Consider the following 20288-nt stretch of genomic DNA (forward strand, 5'->3'; position numbering starts at 1 on the left):
CCGCCCCGGCCGTGCCGTCTTCAGTCCCTGCCCAGGAACACCGGATTGGTGAACGCCGCCAACGTCCCCGGCAGGGGCCCCGCCGCCACCTCGTGGCGCATCTCGGCCCGGACGTACGCGGCGTACGCGGCCGTCGTGCGCCACTCCACGACCCCGGAGCCGGTCACCGGCAGCGGGTCGCCGGTGAACAGCACGCCCTGGTCGGTGACGAGGCGGACCGTGCAGCGGGGGGCGCCGGTCGCCTCCAGGCGGACGGTCACCGGGGTGTCCGGGGCGACGGCCAGGCGTTCGCCGATGCCCGCGTGCTCGCCGCGGGCGCCGGTCGCGGTGAACGTCAGGGACACCCGGCCGGACTCGGCGACGTAGGACCGCCCGGCGCGGATGCCGTCCTGGATCGCGCGGCGGGTGAGGTCGTCGGCCCACACCACCGTCTGGGGCAGGCCGACCACGTCCGGGTCGCGGTGCGCGTCGCTGCTGCCCATGGCCGGGATCCAGTCCCGCCGGCCCTCCCGCACCCCGGCCACCAGCATCGCGTCCCAGTCGGCCAGGGCGACCTCGTCGTCGGGCGTCCAGGGGCCGTTCCACACCTCGACCGCGTCGGCGTCGCCGAAGCCGAACCTCCAGCCGCAGCCGACGCAGGTGGCGTGCGGGTGGGCCGGGACGACCAGGCCGCCCGCCCGCCGGATCCGCCGCGCGAACCGGCCGAAGCGGTTGTCCCGCGCCCGGTAGCGCCAGTCGACGAAGGTCCCGGGGTCGGTGCCGAGGGCCAGTACGTGGCCGTTGCGCGTCGTGACCTCCTCGCCGAGCAGGACCAGCAGGTCGTCCCCGGCCACGTCGGCCCAGTGGCCGTGCCCGGCGTGCGTGTTGTGCTCCGAGGCGTTGACGAAGTCCAGGCCGGCCGCGCGTGCCAGCGCCCCGATCTCGGCGGGGGTGCGGCGGCCGTCGGAGTACCAGGAGTGCAGGTGGCAGTCGCCCCGGTACCAGGCCGGGCCCCGCCCGCGCGCCCGCTCCGGCGGGTACACCGGCGCGGCGGCCTCGCCCGGTTCGCCGTACGTGAGGGTGATCGTCAGCTCGTACGCCAGCCCCCGCGGCGCCACCGTGTACGGGCCGAGGGCGATGTGCCAGGTGCCCGGCCGCACCGGACCGGCGACATAGCCCGGCGTCGCCTCGTCCGCCCGCACGAAGAACTCGGTGCGGGCGCCCCCGGACCAGCCCCGGAAGCCCTCCCCGCCCAGCTCGGTGCCGCGCTCGTCGAAGACGCCGATGTCGAGCGCGTTGCCGGGGGTGCCGGCGGGCACGGAGGGGCGGTCGTAGGTGTACGCGACCCTGAGCTCCCGCACTCCCGGCGGGACCTCCACGGGCACGTACACGAAGTCCGGCGACCCGGTGGGCAGGGTGCCCCGGACGGTCCTCGTCTCCGGCTCACGGCCGGAGGCGCCGGCGAAGCTCACGCCTCCCACCGTAAGCGCGGCGGCGGTGCCCGTCACGAACAGTGCGCGTCTTCCGATTCCCTGGGCGTCGTCACACATGTCCGGCAGTGTGGCGGTCAGGGGTGAACTCCCGTGGAAGAACGGGCGATCCGCGAGCGGCGTTATGTCATGAGCACGAGATGCGGCGCCGGTCGCGGCGAGGATGCCGACCGGTCGGTATCGACAGGCGGGGTCGAGGGCGGTACAGATGACCGCAGGCACCGGCAGGGGGTGCCACCCGTATATCCCCCAGGTTCACCCGTGTACCGGGGAACACGCGTGCACCTGCGGGCACCCACGCCGTCCCCCGTCCAGCCGCCCCACCCAATGGCCCCCTGCCCAACCGCCCCGCCCCATCGCGCCGTCCACCCGCGTACGAAAGGCCCCCATGCCCCCCATGCGCATCGCCGTCACGATCTTCCTCACCGACGAGACGATCACCCCCACCCGCCTGGCCCGTGAGCTGGAGCGGCGCGGCTTCGCCGGCCTCTACCTGCCCGAGCACACGCACATCCCGGTGGAGCGCACCACGCCCTACCCCGGCGGCGGCGAGCTGCCGCGCGAGTACGGCCGCACCCTCGACCCGTTCGTCGCCCTCGGCCAGGCGGCGGCCGTCACGGAGCACCTCGGCCTCGGCACCGGCATCACCCTCGTCGCCCAGCACGACCCGATCGACCTGGCCAAGCAGGTCGCGACCGTCGACCACCTCTCCGGCGGCCGCCTCACCCTCGGCGTCGGCTTCGGCTGGAACGTGGAGGAGGCCGCCGACCACGGTGTGCAGTGGCGCACCCGGCGCGAGCTGGTACGGGAGCGGATGGCCCTGATGCGCGCCCTGTGGAGCGAGGAACCCACCGCGTACGAGGGCGAGTTCGGCGGCGTGCGGGCCAGCACCGCCCATCCCAAGCCCGTCCGGAAGCCGCGCGGCCCCGTCACCGGCCCGCGCACCCTCGTCGGCGGCGCCGCCGGACCCCGGCTCTTCTCCCACATCTGCGCGTACGCCGACGGCTGGCTGCCCATCGGCGGGCGCGGCCTGACCGAGTCGCTGCCCGCCCTGCGTGCCGCCTGGGCCGACGCCGGCCGTGACCCGTCCGCCCTCCAGGTCGTCCCGTACGCCGTCCACCCGAGCCCCGGCAAGCTCGCGCACTTCGCGGACCTGGGCATCGAGGAGACCGTCGTACAACTGCCCCCGGCGGGGGAGGCGGAGGTGCTGCGGGCCCTGGACGGGTATGCGCCGTACCTCCAGCAGTCCTGACCCGCCGACGAGTGGGCCTGACCCGCCTACGCCGACGGTCCGAAGGCGGGCGGCGTGAGCACGGCCTCGGCGGGCTGGTCCTCGCCCGCCCGCCACCCGGGGTCCACGGCGCAGGACGTGGAGGCGCCGCCGGTGAACCAGCCGCGGTCCGCGTACCAGTGGAAGGACACCCGCTCCTCGCCGTCCGAGCGCGAGGCGAACAGGTCCCACTGGTCGCCGGACACGTTCTCCCGGTACGAGGAGATCTCCCAGCCGGTGTCCTCCAGGTGCCGGTGCAGCCGGCGCAGGGCGGGGACCGCCTGCTCGGCGGGCACGTCGTCCAGCGCCCAGCTGTGACTGACGCGGTAGGCGCCGTCGACCGTCTCGTCGGTCAGCCCGCCCCGGTAGCAGTAGTCCGCGGCGAGCGTGTTCTCGGTCGAGACGCCCAGGTCCTCGACTCCGGGCTCGATGGTGCGCGTGAACCCGAGGACGTCGTACGCCTCCTGGGAGCGGTCGACCGCGCGGCCCGCCATCACCTCGGGCGCGACGCGGGGGAAGTCCGACGCGTCCTTCGTCACCACGGCGAGCCAGACGACCAGGGCGAGGACGAGCAGCAGCGGTACGGCGACGAGCGCCGCGCAGCCGATCCCGACGGCTCGCGCGACGCTGGTGCGCGCCGGGGCGGGAGCGGAGGCTGTGCCGGTCGCGGGGGCGGGGGTGATCTCCTCGGGCATGGGGGGACCGTAGAACGGCCGGGGCACGCGGCGTATCGGTGCGGCAGCGCACGGGGGATGGGTACGCGTACTCAGGGCCCACCGCTTCCGGGGAACCCGAGATCCCGGAAACCCCGGAGATCCCGGCCGGCCCGGAGATCCCGGAGATCCCGGAGATCCCGGAAACCCGGAAACCCGGAAACCCGGAAACCCGGAAACCCGGAAATCCCGGCCCGCCCGCCCGCCCGGCCCGCCCGGCCCGCCCGGCCCGCCCGGCCGCCCAACCGCCCGGAGATCCCGGGCGCCCCGCTCCCCCCGCCCGACCCACACCCGGGAACGCCCGGAAAACGTGATCGTATGCTCGGAGAATGACGACTTCCGCGAGCTCCGGAACCGGCCCCACCGACCGCCCCGGCGGCACCGGCCCGACCGAGAACGCCCTGCGTCGCGCCCTCAAACGGGCCCGGGACGGCGTCGCCCTCGACGTCTCCGAGGCGGCGGTCCTGCTCCAGGCCCGCGGCGCGCACCTGGAGGACCTCGCCGCGTCCGCCGCCCGGGTGCGGGACGCGGGCCTGGAGGCGGCCGGCCGCCCCGGTGTCATCACGTACTCCAAGAGCGTCTTCGTCCCGCTGACCCGGCTGTGCCGGGACAAGTGCCACTACTGCACCTTCGTCACCGTGCCCGGGAAGCTGCGCAGGGCCGGGCACGGGATGTTCATGTCCCCCGACGAGGTCCTCGACATCGCGCGCAAGGGCGCCGCCCTCGGCTGCAAGGAAGCCCTGATCACCCTCGGCGACAAGCCCGAGGACCGCTGGCCGGAGGCGCGCGAATGGCTCGACGCGCACGGCTACGACGACACCATCGCCTACGTCCGCGCGATCTCGATCCGCATCCTGGAGGAGACCGGACTCCTCCCGCACCTCAACCCCGGCGTCATGACCTGGACCGACTTCCAGCGGCTCAAGCCCGTCGCCCCCTCCATGGGCATGATGCTGGAGACGACGGCCGAGAGGCTCTGGTCCGAGCCCGGCGGCCCGCACCACGGCTCCCCGGACAAGGAGCCCGCCGTCCGCCTGCGGGTGCTGGAGGACGCCGGCCGCTCCTCCGTCCCCTTCACCTCGGGCATCCTCATCGGCATCGGCGAGACGTACGAGGAGCGCGCCGAGTCCCTGTTCGCGCTGCGAAAGGTCTCCCGCGCCTACCACGGCGTCCAGGAACTGATCATCCAGAACTTCCGCGCCAAGCCGGACACCGCGATGCGCGGCACGCCCGACGCCGAACTGGACGAACTGGTCGCCACGGTGGCCGTCGCCCGCCACCTCATGGGCCCCTCCGCCTGCCTCCAGGCCCCGCCGAACCTCGTCGACTCCGCGTACGAACGCCTCATCGGCGCCGGCATCGACGACTGGGGCGGCGTCTCCCCGCTCACCATCGACCACGTCAACCCCGAACGCCCCTGGCCGCAGATCGAGGAACTCGCCGAGCGCTCCCGGACGGCCGGGTTCGCACTGCGCGAACGGCTCTGCGTCTATCCGGAGTTCGTCACCCGCGGCGAACCCTGGCTCGACCCGCGGCTCCTGCCGCACGTCCGCGCGCTCGCCGACCCCGAGACGGGCCTGGCCCGCCCGGACGCCGTCGTCGAGGGCCGGCCGTGGCAGGAGCCGGAGGAGGCGTTCACCGCCACCGGCCGCACCGACCTGCACACCACGATCGACACCGAGGGCCGCACCTCCGACCGCCGCGACGACTTCGACGAGGTCTACGGCGACTGGGGCGCCCTGCGCGAGGCCGCCGCCCCCGGCATGGCACCCGAGCGCATCGACACCGACGTACGGGCGGCGCTCGCCACGGCCGCCGACGACCCGACGCGTCTCACCGACGACGAGGCACTCGCCCTCCTGCACGCGGACGGCCCCGCGCTGGACGCCCTCACCCGGATCGCGGACGACGTGCGCAGGGCGGCCGTCGGCGACGACGTGACGTACATCGTCACCCGCAACATCAACTTCACCAACGTCTGCTACACCGGCTGCCGTTTCTGCGCCTTCGCCCAGCGCCGCACCGACGCCGACGCCTACACCCTCTCCCTGGAACAGGTCGCCGACCGCGCCCAGCAGGCCTGGGACGTCGGCGCGGTCGAGGTCTGCATGCAGGGCGGCATCCACCCCGACCTGCCCGGCACCGCCTACTTCGACATCGCGAAGGCGGTGAAGGACCGGGTCCCCGGCATGCACGTCCACGCCTTCTCCCCCATGGAGGTCGTCAACGGCGCGACCCGCACCGGACTGTCGGTCCGCGAATGGCTCACGGCCGCGAAGGAAGCCGGGCTCGACTCCATCCCCGGCACCGCCGCCGAGATCCTCGACGACGAGGTCCGCTGGGTCCTCACCAAGGGCAAGCTGCCGACGGCCACCTGGATCGAGGTCGTCACCACCGCCCATGAACTGGGCATCCGCTCCTCCTCGACCATGATGTACGGCCATGTCGACCAGCCCCGGCACTGGCTCGGCCACCTGCGCACCCTGTCCCGCATCCAGCAACGCACCGGCGGCTTCACCGAGTTCGTCACCCTCCCCTTCATCCACACCAACGCCCCCGTCTATCTGGCCGGCATCGCCCGCCCCGGCCCGTCCACGCGGGACAACCGGGCCGTCACGGCGATGGCCCGGCTCCTCCTCCACCCGCATATCCCCAACATCCAGACCAGCTGGGTCAAACTGGGCACGGAGGGTGCGGCCGAGATGCTCCGCTCCGGCGCCAACGACCTGGGCGGCACCCTGATGGAGGAGACCATCTCCCGGATGGCGGGCTCCTCCTACGGCTCCTACAAGTCGGTCAAGGACCTCGTCGCCGTGGCCGACGCGGCCGGACGGCCGGCCAGGCCTCGCACCACGCTGTACGGCGACGTCCCGGAGGAACGGCGACGGGCCGCCCACGCGTCGGACGGGCACCTGCCGGAACTACTGCCGGTGCTGGACTGAAGACAGGGGGGCAGGGGGACAGGGGCCTCACAGTACGATGATCCAACCCCCGGGCACCCGGGGGCCGAAGACTGAGGAGAGGCGTGCCCGTGGCTGCCCGACGGCTTCCCTCGTGGGCCTGGGTCACCGGTCTGACGGCCGGCGCGATCGTCGTGGTCGGTGCTCTGACGGTGAAGGCCGAACAGGGCCCGCATCCGACGGCGGCGTCGGTCGAACCGTCCGCCTCCGCCTCCGCCTCGGCGGGGACGAAGCCCGCCCCCGCCCCCTCCGCGAGCCCGACGGCGCAGTCCGTGCCGGACGCCTCCGGCACGGGCCGCCGCGTCGTCTACTCGCTGGAGCAGCAGCGGGTCTGGCTGGTCGACGCCGACGACCAGGCCCGCCGCACCTTCACGGTCTGGCCGGGCACGGTGAACCCCGCCCCCGGCAGCTACACGGTCTCCGTACGCAAGGGCGCCACCACGGGCTCCGACGGCGTCGAGATCGAGCACATCATCTACTTCTCCGTGCAGTCCGGCGTCAACATCGCCTTCTCCAACGCCGTCGACGGCTCCTCCCCGCCCCCCGCCGCCGGCACCCGGACCGGCGGCATCCGCATGGCGAAGGCCGACGGGGCGGCCCTGTGGGCGTTCGGGGCGACGGGGACGATCGTCCGGGTCGTGGAGTGATCGGCATCCCGCCCGGACTCTGAACCGGTCAGGCGTCACCTCCGGGCGCACGGCCTGCCGGCAGGTACTGGACGATCAGCACGATCCCGCTGAGGACGAAGACGCGCAGTGCCGCGTCCAGCCCGTTCCAGTCGCCGGACTGCCACATCGCGAACCACTCACCCCCGATCGCGATGAACCCGCCGCCGAACAGCAGCATCAGCATCAGCAGCCCGTAGGTGGAGACCTGACGGGCACGCGCCTCGTCCCGCCGTATCCACAGCCAGGTCCCGGCCAGGAGGACCAGCGCGGAGACGGTCTCCCACGCGATGATCGCGACGTACGCCGCGTCCTGGAGCCACTCGCTGGTGACGGCCCGCCACATCAGGTCCTCGTCCTTGAAGGTGGTGTCCATGGCCAGAACATGTCTGACGAACTGCTGGTTGGTCCCGAAATCGGTGATGTTCCCGAAGGCGACCAGGGTGATGTAGAGGGCGACCGTGGCGGTCAGGACCGTCGCCGCCGTGGTGCGGGCGCGGTCGGTCGGGGTCGATGTGGTACGTGAGGTGGTTGTGGTCATGGGGGAGATCTGCCCGGCCGGGGGTGCGGCCTCCCGCACACATCGCGCCAGAATGGCGCCGACGCCAACTGACGTAGACCGACGTGTGGTTCAAGGGTTCACCACCTCCACGGCCCCCTGTCGCCTCTGTCGATTACAGTGACGAACGTCGTACGTACGGACGGTGCCCGGGAGGACTTGGTGGGTGCGACAACCGGCGCCGTCTGGGGCCGCAGCGAACAGCAGGACTTCCGCAGCCGGGTGCGTGGCACGCTGCTGGGCGCGGCCGTCGGGGACACCCTCGGCACACCGGTCGGCTTGATGGACCTGGAGGAGATCCGCCGGGCCCACGGCCCCGAGGGCCTCGTCGACCTCGCCCCCGCCTACGGCCGCCGCGGGGCCGTCACCCACCTCACCCAGCTCACCCTCTTCACCGTGGACGGCCTGATCCGCGCCCAGGTCCGCCGCGACACCGGCGCCTGGCACCCGCCGACCGACCTGCACCGGGCGTACCTGCGCTGGGCGGCGACCCAGCGCGACTGGGGACCCGACCTGCGCCGCAAGGACGACGGCTGGCTCGCCCGCGAGGAGTGGCTGTACGCCCGCCGGGACCCGACCCGGCCCCTGCTGCTCGGGCTCGGCGACGACACCATGGGAACCCTGGAGTCGCCCAAGAACACCGGCGCCACGGGCCCGGAGGCCACGGTCCGATCGGCGCCGTTCGGCCTCCTCGTCGGCTGGGAGCCGCAACTCGTCGCCCAGCTCGCCGTCGAGTGCGCGGCCCAGACCCACGGCCACCCCACGGCCTGCCTGTCGGCGGGCGCGTACGCGGTGACCGTGCACGCTCTGGCCCGCGGCGACAGCCTCGACGGCGCGGTGCAGCGGGCGCTCGCCCTGCTGGCCGCACGGCCCGGACACGAGGCGGTGTCGCAGGCGCTCCAGCACGCGCTCGGCGCCGTACGGCAGGGACTGCCCGGCCCGGCGCGGGTGGAGGAACTGGCCGGCGCGGGCACGGCCGAGGCGGTCCTGGCCGCCGCCGTCTACTGCGCCCTGGTCGCGGAGGACGTCCGCCACGGTCTGCGCCTCGCCGTGAACCACGGCGCCCCCTCGGCACCCACCGGCGCCCTGACCGGCGGCCTGCTCGGCGCCCTGCACGGCGAGACGGCCCTTCCGCCGGCCTGGCTGGCCGAACTGGAGGGCCGTCCCACGATCCTCGAACTCGCCGACGACTTCGCCATGGAGATGACCCAGGGTCCGGCCCTCCACAACCCCACGGGCGCGTCACCGGGCTGGCTGGCACGCTACCCCCGGGGCGACAGGGCGTAGGCCCGTGACCGCGTCAGCGGCCCGAACGGGCGTACCGGCGGCGGCCGTCGTGGCCGGCGACGCTGCCGGCCTCCGCAGGTAGACGCCTGTACCCAGGAAGACCCAGGAGAACGCACACCCGGTTCTCCGTCGAGCCCCCGTCGGCGGGCACCTGTCGCAGACAGCACCTGCCAGGGGGCGTGCGTTCCGACCGCAAGCGCGCCCGGCGATACCGCACGCCGTCGTTCGCGCCCCACAACGCCCTGCCGGTGAGTCCGGGAGCTGCCGTAGTCTCCGCTCTCAGGCGGGAGTCCACACTTTCGATTCCACGGGGGGAGTCGCATGGTCTGGTTCAGCATTGCCAAGATCGTGGGCGGAGCGCTCGCGACGGCGTTGGTCCAGCGGACCGTCGAGAGCTGGCTCAGCGACAGCAAGGCGACCGAGGCCGCGCGGCTGCTGTTCCACCAGGCGATCCTCGACGACCACGGGCAGGTCCCCGCCGAGAGGGCCCTCACGGAGGAGGCCGGCCTCCGGTTCGCGGTGACGCCGCTCGGCCTGAGCGACGAGGTGCGGGGACCGGTCCACTTCATCGAGGCGACGAACACCCTCATCGACGGCAACCAGCCCGAGCGCACCCGGTACTTCCTCCACAACGGGGAGAACCAGGCGTTCTGGCTCACCGGCCCCGGAAGCACGCTCATCGGGACACCGCCGAGGCCGACCAGGCTGACCCGGGTGACCCCGCCGACCCGCGCCGGCGCGGTCACCGAGCCGTCGGACTGGTTCGCGCACCGCAGCCTGCGCAACCCGCACCTGTACATGCCTGGCGTCAGTCTGTACAAGCTGGTGACGGACACGAAGCAGAACCGCCGCGCCGCGGAGAGCGTCGCGGCGGCCTTCCGCCAGACGTACGTGGGCCCTCAGGGCCGGGTGGAGACCGACGGGTCACCCGTCACGGTGGGCGACCTCACCTTCTGGGTGACGCCCCTCCGGCCGACGGGCGCGTCGGGGCGCGTCGTCCTCCACCACGTCCTGGTCGTGAACACCGCGACGGCCAAGAACCATCCGCTGCGGGTCCTGACCCTCCTGCACAGCGCCATGACCGGTGCGCTCGCGTGGGCGACCTGAGCGGGCGCCCCTCACCGGTCCTCGGCCGGAGCCCGTACGACGTCCTGCACGGGCTCCGCGGGGAGCGGTACCGCCGACCCCGTCGCGCCGGGGCCGTCCCCGTCCGAGTTGATCCGGTCGATGATCGCCAGCCGTTCCGGGGTGTCCTCCGGCTTCAGGAAGCCGATCAGGACGTACAGCACCAGCGACACCGCGAGCGGCACGGACACCTGGTACTGGAGCGGCACCCCGCCCTCGACGTTCCAGTTGATCGGGTAGTTGACCAGCCAGAAGGCGAGCAGCCCCATCGACCAGCTGGTCAGGGCGGCCGTCGGGCCGGAGCGGCGGAACGGTCGCAGCAGACCGAGCATCATCGGGATCGCCATCGGTCCCATCAGCCCGGCCACCCACTTGATCACGACGGTGATGATGTCCTTGAAGGTGGGCGAGTTGACCTGGGTGGCGGCCGCCATCGACAGGGCGAGGAAGACGACCGTCGCGATCCGGGCCGCGATCAGACCGGAGCGCTGGTTCCACGCGCGGGCCCTCGCCGAGAACACCGGTGCGCAGTCACGGGTGAAGACGGCGGCGATGGCGTTCGCGTCGGAGGAGCACATGGCCATCGTGTGGGAGAAGAACCCGACGATGACGAGCCCCAGCAGACCGTGCGGCAGGAGCTGTTCGGTCATCAGGCCGTAGGAGTCGGAACCGTCCGGCTTCTGCGACTCGACGAGCAGCGGCGACATCCACATCGGGTAGAACAGGACCACCGGCCACACCAGCCACAGCACCGCCGACAGCCGGGCCGAGCGCGCGGCCTCCTGCGGGGTGGCGGTGGCCATGTAGCGCTGGGCCTGGTTGAGCATGCCGCCGTTGTACTCGAAGAGCTTGATGAAGAGGAACGCCAGCAGGAACACCGTGCCGTACGGTCCGACCAGCGGCTTGTCGTGGCCCTGCAACGCCGGTTCGTCCCACGCACCGAGGAACCCGATGTTCCGGTCGCCGAGTTCCAGCACGACCGCGATGAACATCGCGACACCGGCGAGGAGCTGGATGACGAACTGCCCCAGCTCGGTCAGCGCGTCCGCCCACAGCCCGCCGATCGTGCAGTAGATCGCCGTGATGCCGCCGGTGATGAGGATGCCCTGGTTCAGCGAGATACCGGTGAACACGGACAGCAGGGTGGAGATGGCGGCCCACTTGGCGCCCACGTCCACGATCTTCAGCAGCATCCCCGACCAGGCCAGCGCCTGCTGGGTCTTCAGGTCGTACCGGTTCTTCAGGTACTCCAGCGGGGAGGCGACGTGGAGCCGGGAGCGGAGCCGGTTGATGCGGGGCGCGAACAGCTTGGAGCCGATGGCGATGCCGAGGGCGATGGGGAAGGACCAGGTGACGAAGGACGTGACGCCGTAGGTGTAGGCGATGCCGGCGTATCCGGTGAACATCACCGCGCTGTAGCCGGACATGTGGTGCGAGATGCCGGACAGCCACCAGGGCATCTTGCCGCCCGCGGTGAAGAAGTCGCTGACGTTGTCGACCCGTTTGTGGGACCAGACGCCGATGGCGACCATCACACCGAAGTAGCCGATGAGCACGGCCCAGTCGAGACCGTTCATGTGTCCCCTTCCAGGGTCAGCCGCCAGGGTCAGGCATGTGAACTCTGGGTTCGGTGACATGCCCGCGGCAAGCGCATGGAAGGTCAAGAGCAGGTAAAATAGTTCTCCGTGGTGACCTGGATTCACAGATCTGAACGAGCGTGATTCGTGCGGGAGTTGGCCGAAAACGAGCGGTCGGCTGACGGGTGCGAACGAGCGGTCAGCTCATGGGCCCGTCGGGGTCACTTCAGCTCGTCGGGGCACGGGGTCCCCCGACGCAACTGGTACGGCGCCGCCAGCCGGTACGTCCCCGCCGACGGGGCGACCAGCATGGTCCACCGGTCGCCGTCCGCGTCCTCCTCCGTCTCGAACAGACAGCCGTTCACGTTCTCGTACGTCTTCGGCTCGCCCTCGGCCCGGTCCTTGGACGCCTCCGTCTCCTGCGGCGGCTCCAGGCCCTCGCCCTCCGCGTCGACCAGGCCCAGCCACGGCGAGTACGGGATCCGGATCAGGATCCGCCCCGCCTTGCGCACGTCGATCCTCATCTCGCCCTGCGCCGCCAGCTCCACCACCGCGTTCGGCTCGGCGAGCGGCGCCGGGTCGGTGACCCGGAACAGCTGCCAGTTGGCGTCGCCCCAGATCTGCTCCAGATACGGCAGCCCCCGCTGCACCAGCTCCCGCTCCCGCTGCCCGCCGTCCCCGTCCGGCTCGTCCTTCGGCACGACCACGAAGTGCACGGCCCACCGCTGGAGCCACTCGTGGTAGTTCGCCGAGTTGAGCGTGTCGTCGTAGAAGAGCGGGTTGCGCTCCATGTCCGCCTGCCGGTTCCAGCCGCGCGCCAGGTTGACGTACGGTGCCAGCGCGGAGGCCTCGCGGTGCGAGCGGGCCGGGACGACCTCCACCCGGCCCTTCTCCGCGCCGACCTCCTGCAACTCGTTGACCAGCGGCGCCAGCTCACGCGCCCAGGACGCGGCCGGCGTCGTGCGGACGATGTCGTCGACCGACTTGTAGCCGATCCAGCCGACGAAGAGCACCGACGACAGCACGATCACGTACCACTTGACGGTGCGAGGCACCGCGAACGGCAGCGCCGCCATCAGCACCACACCCGCGAACAGCATCGACAGACGCGTGATGTTCGACCCGATCTGCGAGCTGATGACCCACACCAGCAGCACCGCGAGCCCGTACACCGCCGCCGTGATCCGTACCGTCTTCCAGTCGCGCGGCACGACCGCGAAGACGATCACCGAGAACACCAGCGGCAGGGACGCCGAGCCGAACGACATCGGCTGGGTGCCGGAGAAGGGGAACAGCCAGGCGGAGACCGCGACGACCGCACTCGGCGCCAGGCCCAGGGCCCACGCGCCCGGCCGCCGCTTCTGGAGGAACAGCGCGGCCGCCACCAGACCCACGAACAGGCCCGCCACCGGCGACCCCATGGTGGCGAGCGCGGCCAGCGGCGCCGCGCACAGCGCCTTCGCCCACCGCTTGTAGCGCCAGCGGTACGGCCAGCAGAACACGACGGCGACCGCCGCCAGCGCGAACATGTTGCCGAGCCCGAACGTCACCCGCCCCGAGACCGCGTTGCACAGCAGGGCGAAGACCCCCGCCAGCGCCGGCCACAGGGGGTTCCGCACCGGCCGGCAGCGCAGCAGGATCAGCGTCAGCAGCCCCGCCGAGAGCGTCCCGGCGATCATCATCGTCGTCCGGACGCCGAGGACGGACATCAGATACGGCGACACCACGCTGTACGACACCGGGTGCATCCCGCCGTACCAGGCGAGGTTGTACGCGGAGTCGGGGTGACGGCCGACGAACTCGGCCCAGGCGTCCTGCGCCGCCAGATCCCCACCGCTGTTCGCGAACGCGAAGAACCAGACGACGTGCAGGACGCCGGACAGGACCGTCACGGAGAACACGAGATGCCGCCGCAGCCATGCGGCGACCCGGCCGAGGAGTCCCCTCACCCGGGATGCCCCGGCAGCGGGCTCCCGCTCGCCGGTGCGGCGGTCACCGAGGGCGCCGACGCCGTCGCCGGGGCCGCCGGCGCTGCCGTCGGGGCCGCCGCCGGGGGTGCGGTCGCCGGAGGTGCGGTCGCCCTGATCGCGGTCGCCGGGGCCGCCGTCACCGGGACCGCGGTCGTCGGCGTCACGGTCGTGGGCGTCACGGTCGTGGGCGTCACGGCCGTCGGCGTGACGGTCGTCGGCGTCGCGGTCGTGGTCACCGGCCTGAGGCGCGGGCAGGTGCAGCCGCGGGCCGGTGTCCGGGCCCGGATCGGTGTCGTCGGCGCGTGTCGGCTCCGCAGTGGCCACCTGAAGGCAACTCCCCGTGTCCCGTCTTCTCTTCTCGGCCGCGTCCCGTTCGCGCCCGTTTCACGGCCGCGTCGCCGCGACCGCCGACCTGTCCGTTTCGTGACGCTAGCACGCACCCCGCCGGGCGGTGGCCCTGGCGGGGTGCGGTAGGGGTGGGAGAGGGGCCGTGCGCGGCCGGCGGGTCAGCCGACGCGGGTCAACTTGTCCAGGAAGCCGGGCTCGACCAGGTCCGCCTGGAGGGCGACCGGTACCTCGACCGCGCCGCCGGAGCCGTCGCCCACGGTGAGCGTGCCCACCTGGGTGCCCGCCTTCGCGGTGTGCGGCACGTCCCCGGCGGCGAACGACAGCTTCGTCGTCAGCCCGGCCCAGCCGACCGCCGTGACGTCCTTCGTCACCACGACCGGGGTGTGGTGGCCCAGCTTGTCGTCCACGTACCCGACGACGTCGCCCTTCGTCAGGATCTTCGACGAGACCAGCGCGTCCTGCGCGGCGAGCAGCGCGGTCTTGCTGACCGCGTTGACCGTGTCGATGATCGACGGCTTGTGCTGGCCGAGGACCGCGCCGACCAGGGTGACCGTTTCCCCGCCGACCTCCTTGGTGGCCGCGAACAGCAGGTTGCCGCCGGCCTTGGTGGTGGAGCCGGTCTTGATGCCGATGGCGCCGTTGTAGGGGACGAGCGTGTTGTAGTTGCGCCACTTCTGACCGGACGGGTCGGTCCACTCCGGCAGCTTGGTGATCTCCATCAGCGCGGGGATCTTCACCAGCTCGTTGCCCAGCTTCACCTGGTCCTCGGCGGTGGAGACGGTGGTCTCCTTCAGCCCGGAGGCGTCGGTGTACGTCGTGTTCTTCATCCCGAGCTCCTTGGCGGTGGCGTTCATCTTCTCGATGAAGTCCGCCTCGGTGCCCGCGTCCCAGCGGGCCAGCAGCCGCGCGATGTTGTTCGCCGACGGGATCATGATCGCGGAGAGCGCCTGGCGCAGGGTCAGCTTGTCGCCCTCCTTGACGGTGTTGAGGGTGGACTCGCCGTCCGCGTCGTAGCCGCCCTCCTTCTCGGCGGTGGCGTCGACCGGGACGCTCGGCCCCTCCTCGCCCGACTTCAGCGCGTGGTCCTTGAGGACGACGTACGCCGTCATGGCCTTGGCGACGGAGCCGATGGCGACCGGGTTCTGGTCGCCGAAGCCGTCCATCGTGCCGATGCCGTCGACGTCCATCCAGCCCTGGCCCTCGTCCGGCCACGGCAGCGACAGCTCGCCGCCCTCGAACGTGTACGAGTCCTTCGCGGTGAGCGTCAGCGCGGTCGCCGGCAGCGGCCGCACCGCCTGCGCGATCGCAAAGACGATGATCAGCAGGATGACCAGCGGCGTCCAGATCTTGACCCGGCGGGCGAACGTCCGCAGCGGAGTCGGCGGGGGCGGCGGGGTGTTCGTCAGCTCGGCCAGCAGGTCCAGCGGCGGCTTCGGCGGCAGCGGCTGCTGGGTGGTCCGCTCGGGGCCGATCTGCGGGACGACGGCGGTGGCCTCGGCGGGAGTGGTTCCGGGCGCCTTCCCCGGTGCCTTCCCCGGTGCTTTTCCGGGTGTGGCGGGCGCCGTGGGCTCCGCCGGCTTCGGCTTGCGGGCGGACGGGTCGTCGAGCGGCTTGAGCGCGACGAACTTGCTGGTCCGCTCGGCCTCGGGCTCGGTTTCGGCCCCGGGCTCGCCCTTCGGGCCCCGCTCGCCGGTGCCGGGCTTCGCATCGGTGCCGGGCTTCGCATCGGCCTTCGCGTCGGTCTCGGAGCCCGGCTTCGCGTCGGCCTTCGCGGCACCGCCCAGCTTCAGCATGGTGGTCGGCTGGTCGACGGCGGGCGCGGGGGGCCGTACGGCCTTGAAGACGGCGGTGGGCTGGTCGACGGGGGAGGCGGGGTCCTCGTCGGACGTGTCGACCGCGTCGGCCTGGGTGCCCTCGGCCTTGGGGGCGTCGGCCGCGGCGGGCTTCGGCTCGTCCGACTTCGGTCCGTCGGCCTTGGCCTTGGCGTCCGCCTTGGACCCGGACTCCGCCCTGGACCCGGACTCCGCCCTGGACCCGGACTCCGCCCTGGGCCCGGACCCGGACTCGGTCTTGGACCCGGGCCCGGTCTCAGGCCCGGACCCGGACCCGGACCCGGACTCGGTCTCAGGCCCGGACCCGGACCCGGACCCGGACTCGGCTTCGGCGTTCCCGGCGGAGCCCGTGGCCCACTTGGGGGCGGCCTTCGGCGCGGACTTGGCCTCGGGCTCCGGTCCGGTGTCGGCATCGGCGTCCGCGTCGGCGGCGGTGTCATCGCCGGTCTTGCCGGTCTTGCCGGTGTCGTCGGTGTCGCCGGTAGTGCCGGTGCCGACGGACCCGTCGGCCTCTCCGGCGCCGCCGCCGCCCTTCTCGCCCTTCTCGTCCGCCGAGACCACCCACTGGGCCACAGCGGCCTTCAGGCGCGTGTCGCCGCCTTCCGGGGCGCCGGAGCCGCCGGAGGCCGCCGTGTCCGCCCCCCGCGCCCCCTCGCGCGCCTCCCCGGCCGTCTCGGCGGCCTCAGGGCCCGTGGAGGCCTTCCCGGTGCCCTCGGGCCTCTCCCGGCCCTCGGTGTCCGCCGACGCGCCCTCGGCGGGGTCGGCGCCGCCGGCGGAGTCCCCCGCCGTGTCCTCGCCCTCGCCCTCGGACTTCAGGTCGCGCACGGAGAACACCCGGGTCGCCGTGTCCATTCCGCCCCGGGACGGGCCCGGCGCCGAAGCCGACGCCTCGTTCTCCCGCGTCATCGGGACCCGCGGATCCCGGGCCTCGGGAACCGTTCCCGCGCTCCCCGACGTCGGTTCCTCCGACGACTCACGCTGCTTCGACCTGTCGGGGGACTCGCCCGCCACCGATGCCTCCTCCATGTGCCGCACGCCACCGCGCGCCTGTCGAACCATGAACCGCCCGCCCGGGACACCGCCTCACGGGCTGTCCGAACCATCTACCAGTGTCCTGTGTCGAGGGCTTGGCTCCAGCGGTAGACGAGAACGACATACCTACTGGTTCCACTACGAACAGGTCACGCACCCTCGACAGATGAATGTGAGAGGGGTCACCCTGTCATTCATCCACGCGGGGAGGCATGGATGGGCAGGAGCCGCAGAACAATTCCGGAGGAGCTTCTGTTGCTGGCATTGGACCCGACCACGGGTACCACTGCACAGCCGCAGTCGCTCGACCTTGGTCTGGCCGGAGCACAGCTAGTGGAGCTGGCGCTGGCCGGACGGATAGCCCCAGACGGGGATCGTATCGCCGTGGTGTCCCCACGGCCGACTGGAGATCCAACACTGGACTGCGCGTTGGAGTTGCTGCGAAGGCGCGGCGCACCGGTGCGGGCCGTCCACTGGATCGGCGGGCCGCGTCTCGGGCTCCGCCAGACCTACCTCTCGCATCTGGAGCGGTGCGGCATGGTGCATGCCGTCGCGGGCCAGATGTGCGGAGTGCTGCCGACGACTCGCTACCAGGCGACGGACACGGCGATCAGCCGGGAGATCAGGACCCGGCTGGACTCGGCGATCCGCACCGGCGTGCCGCCGGACCCGCGGACCGCGGCGCTCGCCGCGCTGGCGCACGCGGTGGGTCTCGGCAAGCACCTGTACCCGGGCAACGAGGGGCGGTCGTCCCGGTCCCGGTTGCGGGACCTGATCCGGCACGACCCCATGGGCGGTCTCGTGGCGCACGCCGTGATGGACGTTCAGAACGGTGCCGGGGCCCAGCCACGCCGCAACCCGGCCCAGGCGCCCGGCCGCCAGGCCGGACCGGGAGCCAGGTCCGCTCCGGAACCCGCTCATGGCGTTCCGGCGCAGCCGGGCCGAGGCCCCATGGCGCGCGTGGTGGCCCACTGAGTCGCCGTCCCACGCCGTACCCGTACGGCCCGCACGACCGGTGCGGTGCGCACAGCCCGTACCGCCGGTACGGCCCGCAAGACCCGTAAGCCCCGTACGGGCGCGGGGCCGTGTGGACGCACGGCCGCCCGTACGACCCGCATGACCCGTACGACCCGTAAGGGACCCGGCGCGCAGACGCCGGTCCCCTGCGCCCCCGCAAGACCCGCAGAGCCCGTTCGGGAGCCGCGCGGCCGCGCGGGGCGGTGAAGCCGTACGTCCCCCGGGACACCCGGCGCCACCGCCCCGCGCGGACGCATGTCCGGCGGAAGCGAGGGCGGGAGGACGGGAAGGGGTGGGAGGACGGGAAGGGGTGGGAGCGGAACTGCGGAAACACCCAAGTGACGTGTACCGGCCGCATATCCACCGTTTTCCAGCGGTAGTGAGCACCTTGGTGGCAGTCTGCTCAACAGCAGATACGCAAAGTGTCAATGACAGGCATGCAGCCGGAGGTGCACGTCCCGTGGCGTCCAATGTCAATCCCACCGTCCGGCGGCGCCGGCTCGGCCAGGAGCTGCGCAAGCTCCGCGAGGACAAGGGCATGACGGCCGAACAGGTCGCCGACCGCCTGCTCGTGTCCCAGTCGAAGATCAGCCGCCTGGAGAACGGCCGCCGCAGCATCAGCCAGCGCGACGTCCGCGACCTGTGCGGGGTCTACGAGGTCGAGGACCAGCGGATCGTCGATTCGCTGATGCAGATGGCCAAGGACTCGCGCCAGCAGGGCTGGTGGCACGCCTTCGGGGACGTCCCCTACAGCGTCTACATCGGCCTGGAGACGGACGCGGCGAGCCTGCGCGTGTACGACCCGCAGGTCGTGCCCGGCCTGTTGCAGACCCGCCAGTACGCCGAGACGCTGATCTCGGGGGCGTTGCCGGAAACCGTGCCCACGGAGATCGAGAAGCGGGTGCAGGTGCGGATGCGGCGGCAGGAACGAATCAGCGCCGAGGAGAACCCGCTGCGCCTGTGGACGGTGATGGACGAGGCCGCGTTGCGCCGCGTCGTCGGCAACCGCTCCCTCATGCGCGACCAGTTGGAGCACCTCGTCGAGCAGTCCCAGCTGCCGCACGTCACCGTCCAGGTGATCCCCTTCGAGATGGGCGCGCACCCGGGTCTGAACGGCCAGTACGCGATCCTGGAGTTCCCCGACGCGTCCGACTCCAGTGTCGTCTACATCGAGGGCGTCACCAGCGACCTCTACCTGGAGAAGCCGAACGACGTGCAGAAGTACAGCGTGATGTACGAGCACCTGCGGGCCCAGGCACTGAACGTGGACCAGTCCCGCCAGTTCATCGCCGACATCGCGAAGGACTACGCCCGTTAGGGCGTTCTCGCCGGAAAAGCGCCGCACGATACACCGTGGCCCGGCCGGTAGGGAAGACCCGCCTGGAATATGCCAACCGGTCGAGTGAATAGTCGCTTCGGAAGTCGATGTCAGCCAGTAGCGTCGATCACGCCAGCGGACACCACCGTTGGCGTAAACCGTGCCGTGGGCCCGCAGTCGTGCCCCGCGTACGGCGACAGCAACTCATCTCACTGGCAAAGCGGAGCGAAAATGGCAATTCGTCAGGGCAGCACGGACACGTGGACCAAGTCCTCCTACTCGACCGGCAACGGCGCGTGCGTCGAGATCAAGTCGCCGGTCGTCGCGGCCATGGCCGTACGGGACTCCAAGGTCCAGGACGGGCCCGTGCTGGACTTCCCCGCCGACGCGTGGAACGTCTTCGTCGCCTCGGTCAAGGCGTAGGGCGGGGATCCTTCCGGTCCCCGCCCCACGGCGGGTCCCCTCGGGCTCCTCAGGGCCCCGTCGGGCTGACATGACCGCACCACCACCGGAGCCCTCTCGACGAGCTCGCCGTCCTTGCCGAGGGGGCCCGGCTGTGCCAGGTCGCCGCTGCCCTCGTCGGAAGCGGCGTGCGTACCGCGCTCAGCCCAGCTGGCCCTCGACGGCGGCGACGACCTCCGCGGACTCCGGCTCGGTCTGCGGCGAGAACCGGGCGACGACGCTGCCGTCCCGCCCGATGAGGAACTTCTCGAAGTTCCAGCGGATGTCCCCCTCGTGACCGGCCGCGTCCGCGAAACCGACGAGGCGCTCGTACAGCGCGTGCCGGCCCTCCCCGTTCACCTCGACCTTCTCGGTCAGCGGGAAGGTCACGCCGTACGTCGCCGAGCAGAACTCCGCGATCTCCTCTGCGGTCCCCGGCTCCTGCCCGAGGAACTGGTTGCAGGGCACCCCGAGCACGGTGAAGCCGCGGTCCGCGTACCGCTCCTGGAGCCGCTCCAGGCCCGTGTACTGCGGGGTCAGGCCGCACTTGGACGCCACGTTCACGATGAGGACGGCCCGGCCCGCGTACTGCGCGAGCCCGGCGGAACCGCCCTGGAGCGCACCGATCTCGACGTCGAGGGGGGAAGTACCGGTGTTCGTAGTCATGCCCGGATGCTAGCCCCGGAGGCCGGACGGCCGGGGGTG

General features: G+C 72.2%; 15 protein-coding genes. 8 read left to right on the plus strand and 7 right to left on the minus strand.

Annotated elements, in window-relative coordinates; all coding sequences use genetic code 11:
* Window positions 1–20: 20 nt before the first annotated feature.
* Window positions 21–1529, minus strand: a complete 1509-nt coding sequence (locus tag ACIP67_RS18610) for a CehA/McbA family metallohydrolase (protein WP_401692870.1) — start codon at window positions 1527–1529, stop codon at window positions 21–23.
* Window positions 1530–1866: 337 nt separating this feature from the next.
* Here ACIP67_RS18610 and ACIP67_RS18615 point away from each other — a divergent pair, with 337 nt between their 5' ends.
* The gene (locus ACIP67_RS18615; protein ID WP_401692930.1) at window positions 1867–2721 is read left to right on the plus strand and encodes an LLM class F420-dependent oxidoreductase; all 855 of its coding nucleotides are present in this window, start codon (window positions 1867–1869) and stop codon (window positions 2719–2721) included.
* 26 nt (window positions 2722–2747) lie between these two features.
* Here the strand turns inward: ACIP67_RS18615 and ACIP67_RS18620 are convergent, their stop codons facing one another.
* Complete coding sequence (locus tag ACIP67_RS18620) at window positions 2748–3434, minus strand: hypothetical protein (protein ID WP_401692872.1); 687 nt, start codon at window positions 3432–3434, stop codon at window positions 2748–2750.
* Window positions 3435–3781: 347 nt separating this feature from the next.
* Here ACIP67_RS18620 and ACIP67_RS18625 point away from each other — a divergent pair, with 347 nt between their 5' ends.
* On the plus strand, window positions 3782–6394 hold the full coding sequence (locus ACIP67_RS18625) for a bifunctional FO biosynthesis protein CofGH (protein WP_401692874.1): 2613 nt from the start codon (window positions 3782–3784) through the stop codon (window positions 6392–6394).
* An 83-nt stretch (window positions 6395–6477) separates the two neighbouring features.
* Complete coding sequence (locus tag ACIP67_RS18630) at window positions 6478–7059, plus strand: hypothetical protein (RefSeq protein ID WP_401692876.1); 582 nt, start codon at window positions 6478–6480, stop codon at window positions 7057–7059.
* A gap of 28 nt (window positions 7060–7087) precedes the next feature.
* On the opposite strand, the gene ACIP67_RS18635 is transcribed toward ACIP67_RS18630, so the two are convergent.
* The gene (locus ACIP67_RS18635) at window positions 7088–7618 is read right to left on the minus strand and encodes a DUF2165 domain-containing protein (protein WP_401692878.1); all 531 of its coding nucleotides are present in this window, start codon (window positions 7616–7618) and stop codon (window positions 7088–7090) included.
* 180 nt (window positions 7619–7798) lie between these two features.
* Between ACIP67_RS18635 and ACIP67_RS18640 the strand changes: the two genes are divergently transcribed.
* Together ACIP67_RS18640 and ACIP67_RS18645 are read left to right on the plus strand one after the other, a co-directional pair.
* Window positions 7799–8923, plus strand: a complete 1125-nt coding sequence (locus ACIP67_RS18640) for an ADP-ribosylglycohydrolase family protein (RefSeq protein WP_401692879.1) — start codon at window positions 7799–7801, stop codon at window positions 8921–8923.
* A gap of 321 nt (window positions 8924–9244) precedes the next feature.
* Window positions 9245–10030, plus strand: coding sequence for a hypothetical protein (locus ACIP67_RS18645; RefSeq protein WP_401692880.1), 786 nt, complete (start codon window positions 9245–9247; stop codon window positions 10028–10030).
* Window positions 10031–10041: 11 nt separating this feature from the next.
* Here ACIP67_RS18645 and ACIP67_RS18650 read toward each other — a convergent pair whose 3' ends face one another.
* From ACIP67_RS18650 to ACIP67_RS18660, 3 genes are all read right to left on the minus strand, one after another.
* Window positions 10042–11625, minus strand: a complete 1584-nt coding sequence (locus tag ACIP67_RS18650; RefSeq protein WP_401692881.1) for a sodium:solute symporter family protein — start codon at window positions 11623–11625, stop codon at window positions 10042–10044.
* 221 nt (window positions 11626–11846) lie between these two features.
* A complete protein-coding gene (locus ACIP67_RS18655; RefSeq protein ID WP_401692882.1) occupies window positions 11847–13919 on the minus strand; it encodes an MFS transporter in 2073 nt (690 codons plus the stop codon).
* 182 nt (window positions 13920–14101) lie between these two features.
* On the minus strand, window positions 14102–16627 hold the full coding sequence (locus ACIP67_RS18660; RefSeq protein ID WP_401692883.1) for a D-alanyl-D-alanine carboxypeptidase: 2526 nt from the start codon (window positions 16625–16627) through the stop codon (window positions 14102–14104).
* A 396-nt stretch (window positions 16628–17023) separates the two neighbouring features.
* Here ACIP67_RS18660 and ACIP67_RS18665 point away from each other — a divergent pair, with 396 nt between their 5' ends.
* The 3 genes from ACIP67_RS18665 to ACIP67_RS18675 all read left to right on the plus strand — a co-directional run bounded on the left by ACIP67_RS18665 (window position 17024) and on the right by ACIP67_RS18675 (window position 19565).
* Window positions 17024–17782, plus strand: coding sequence for a GPP34 family phosphoprotein (locus tag ACIP67_RS18665; RefSeq protein ID WP_401692884.1), 759 nt, complete (start codon window positions 17024–17026; stop codon window positions 17780–17782).
* Window positions 17783–18284: 502 nt separating this feature from the next.
* Entirely contained in the window at window positions 18285–19142 is an 858-nt protein-coding gene (locus ACIP67_RS18670) for a helix-turn-helix domain-containing protein (RefSeq protein WP_401692885.1), read from the plus strand.
* Between the two features lie 231 nt (window positions 19143–19373).
* Window positions 19374–19565, plus strand: a complete 192-nt coding sequence (locus ACIP67_RS18675) for a DUF397 domain-containing protein (protein ID WP_401692886.1) — start codon at window positions 19374–19376, stop codon at window positions 19563–19565.
* Window positions 19566–19745: 180 nt separating this feature from the next.
* Here the strand turns inward: ACIP67_RS18675 and ACIP67_RS18680 are convergent, their stop codons facing one another.
* On the minus strand, window positions 19746–20249 hold the full coding sequence (locus ACIP67_RS18680) for a glutathione peroxidase (protein WP_401692887.1): 504 nt from the start codon (window positions 20247–20249) through the stop codon (window positions 19746–19748).
* Window positions 20250–20288: the final 39 nt, after the last annotated feature.

Origin of the sequence: Streptomyces sp. NPDC088812, from assembly GCF_044750285.1 — a bacterium.
Lineage (GTDB): Bacteria > Actinomycetota > Actinomycetes > Streptomycetales > Streptomycetaceae > Streptomyces.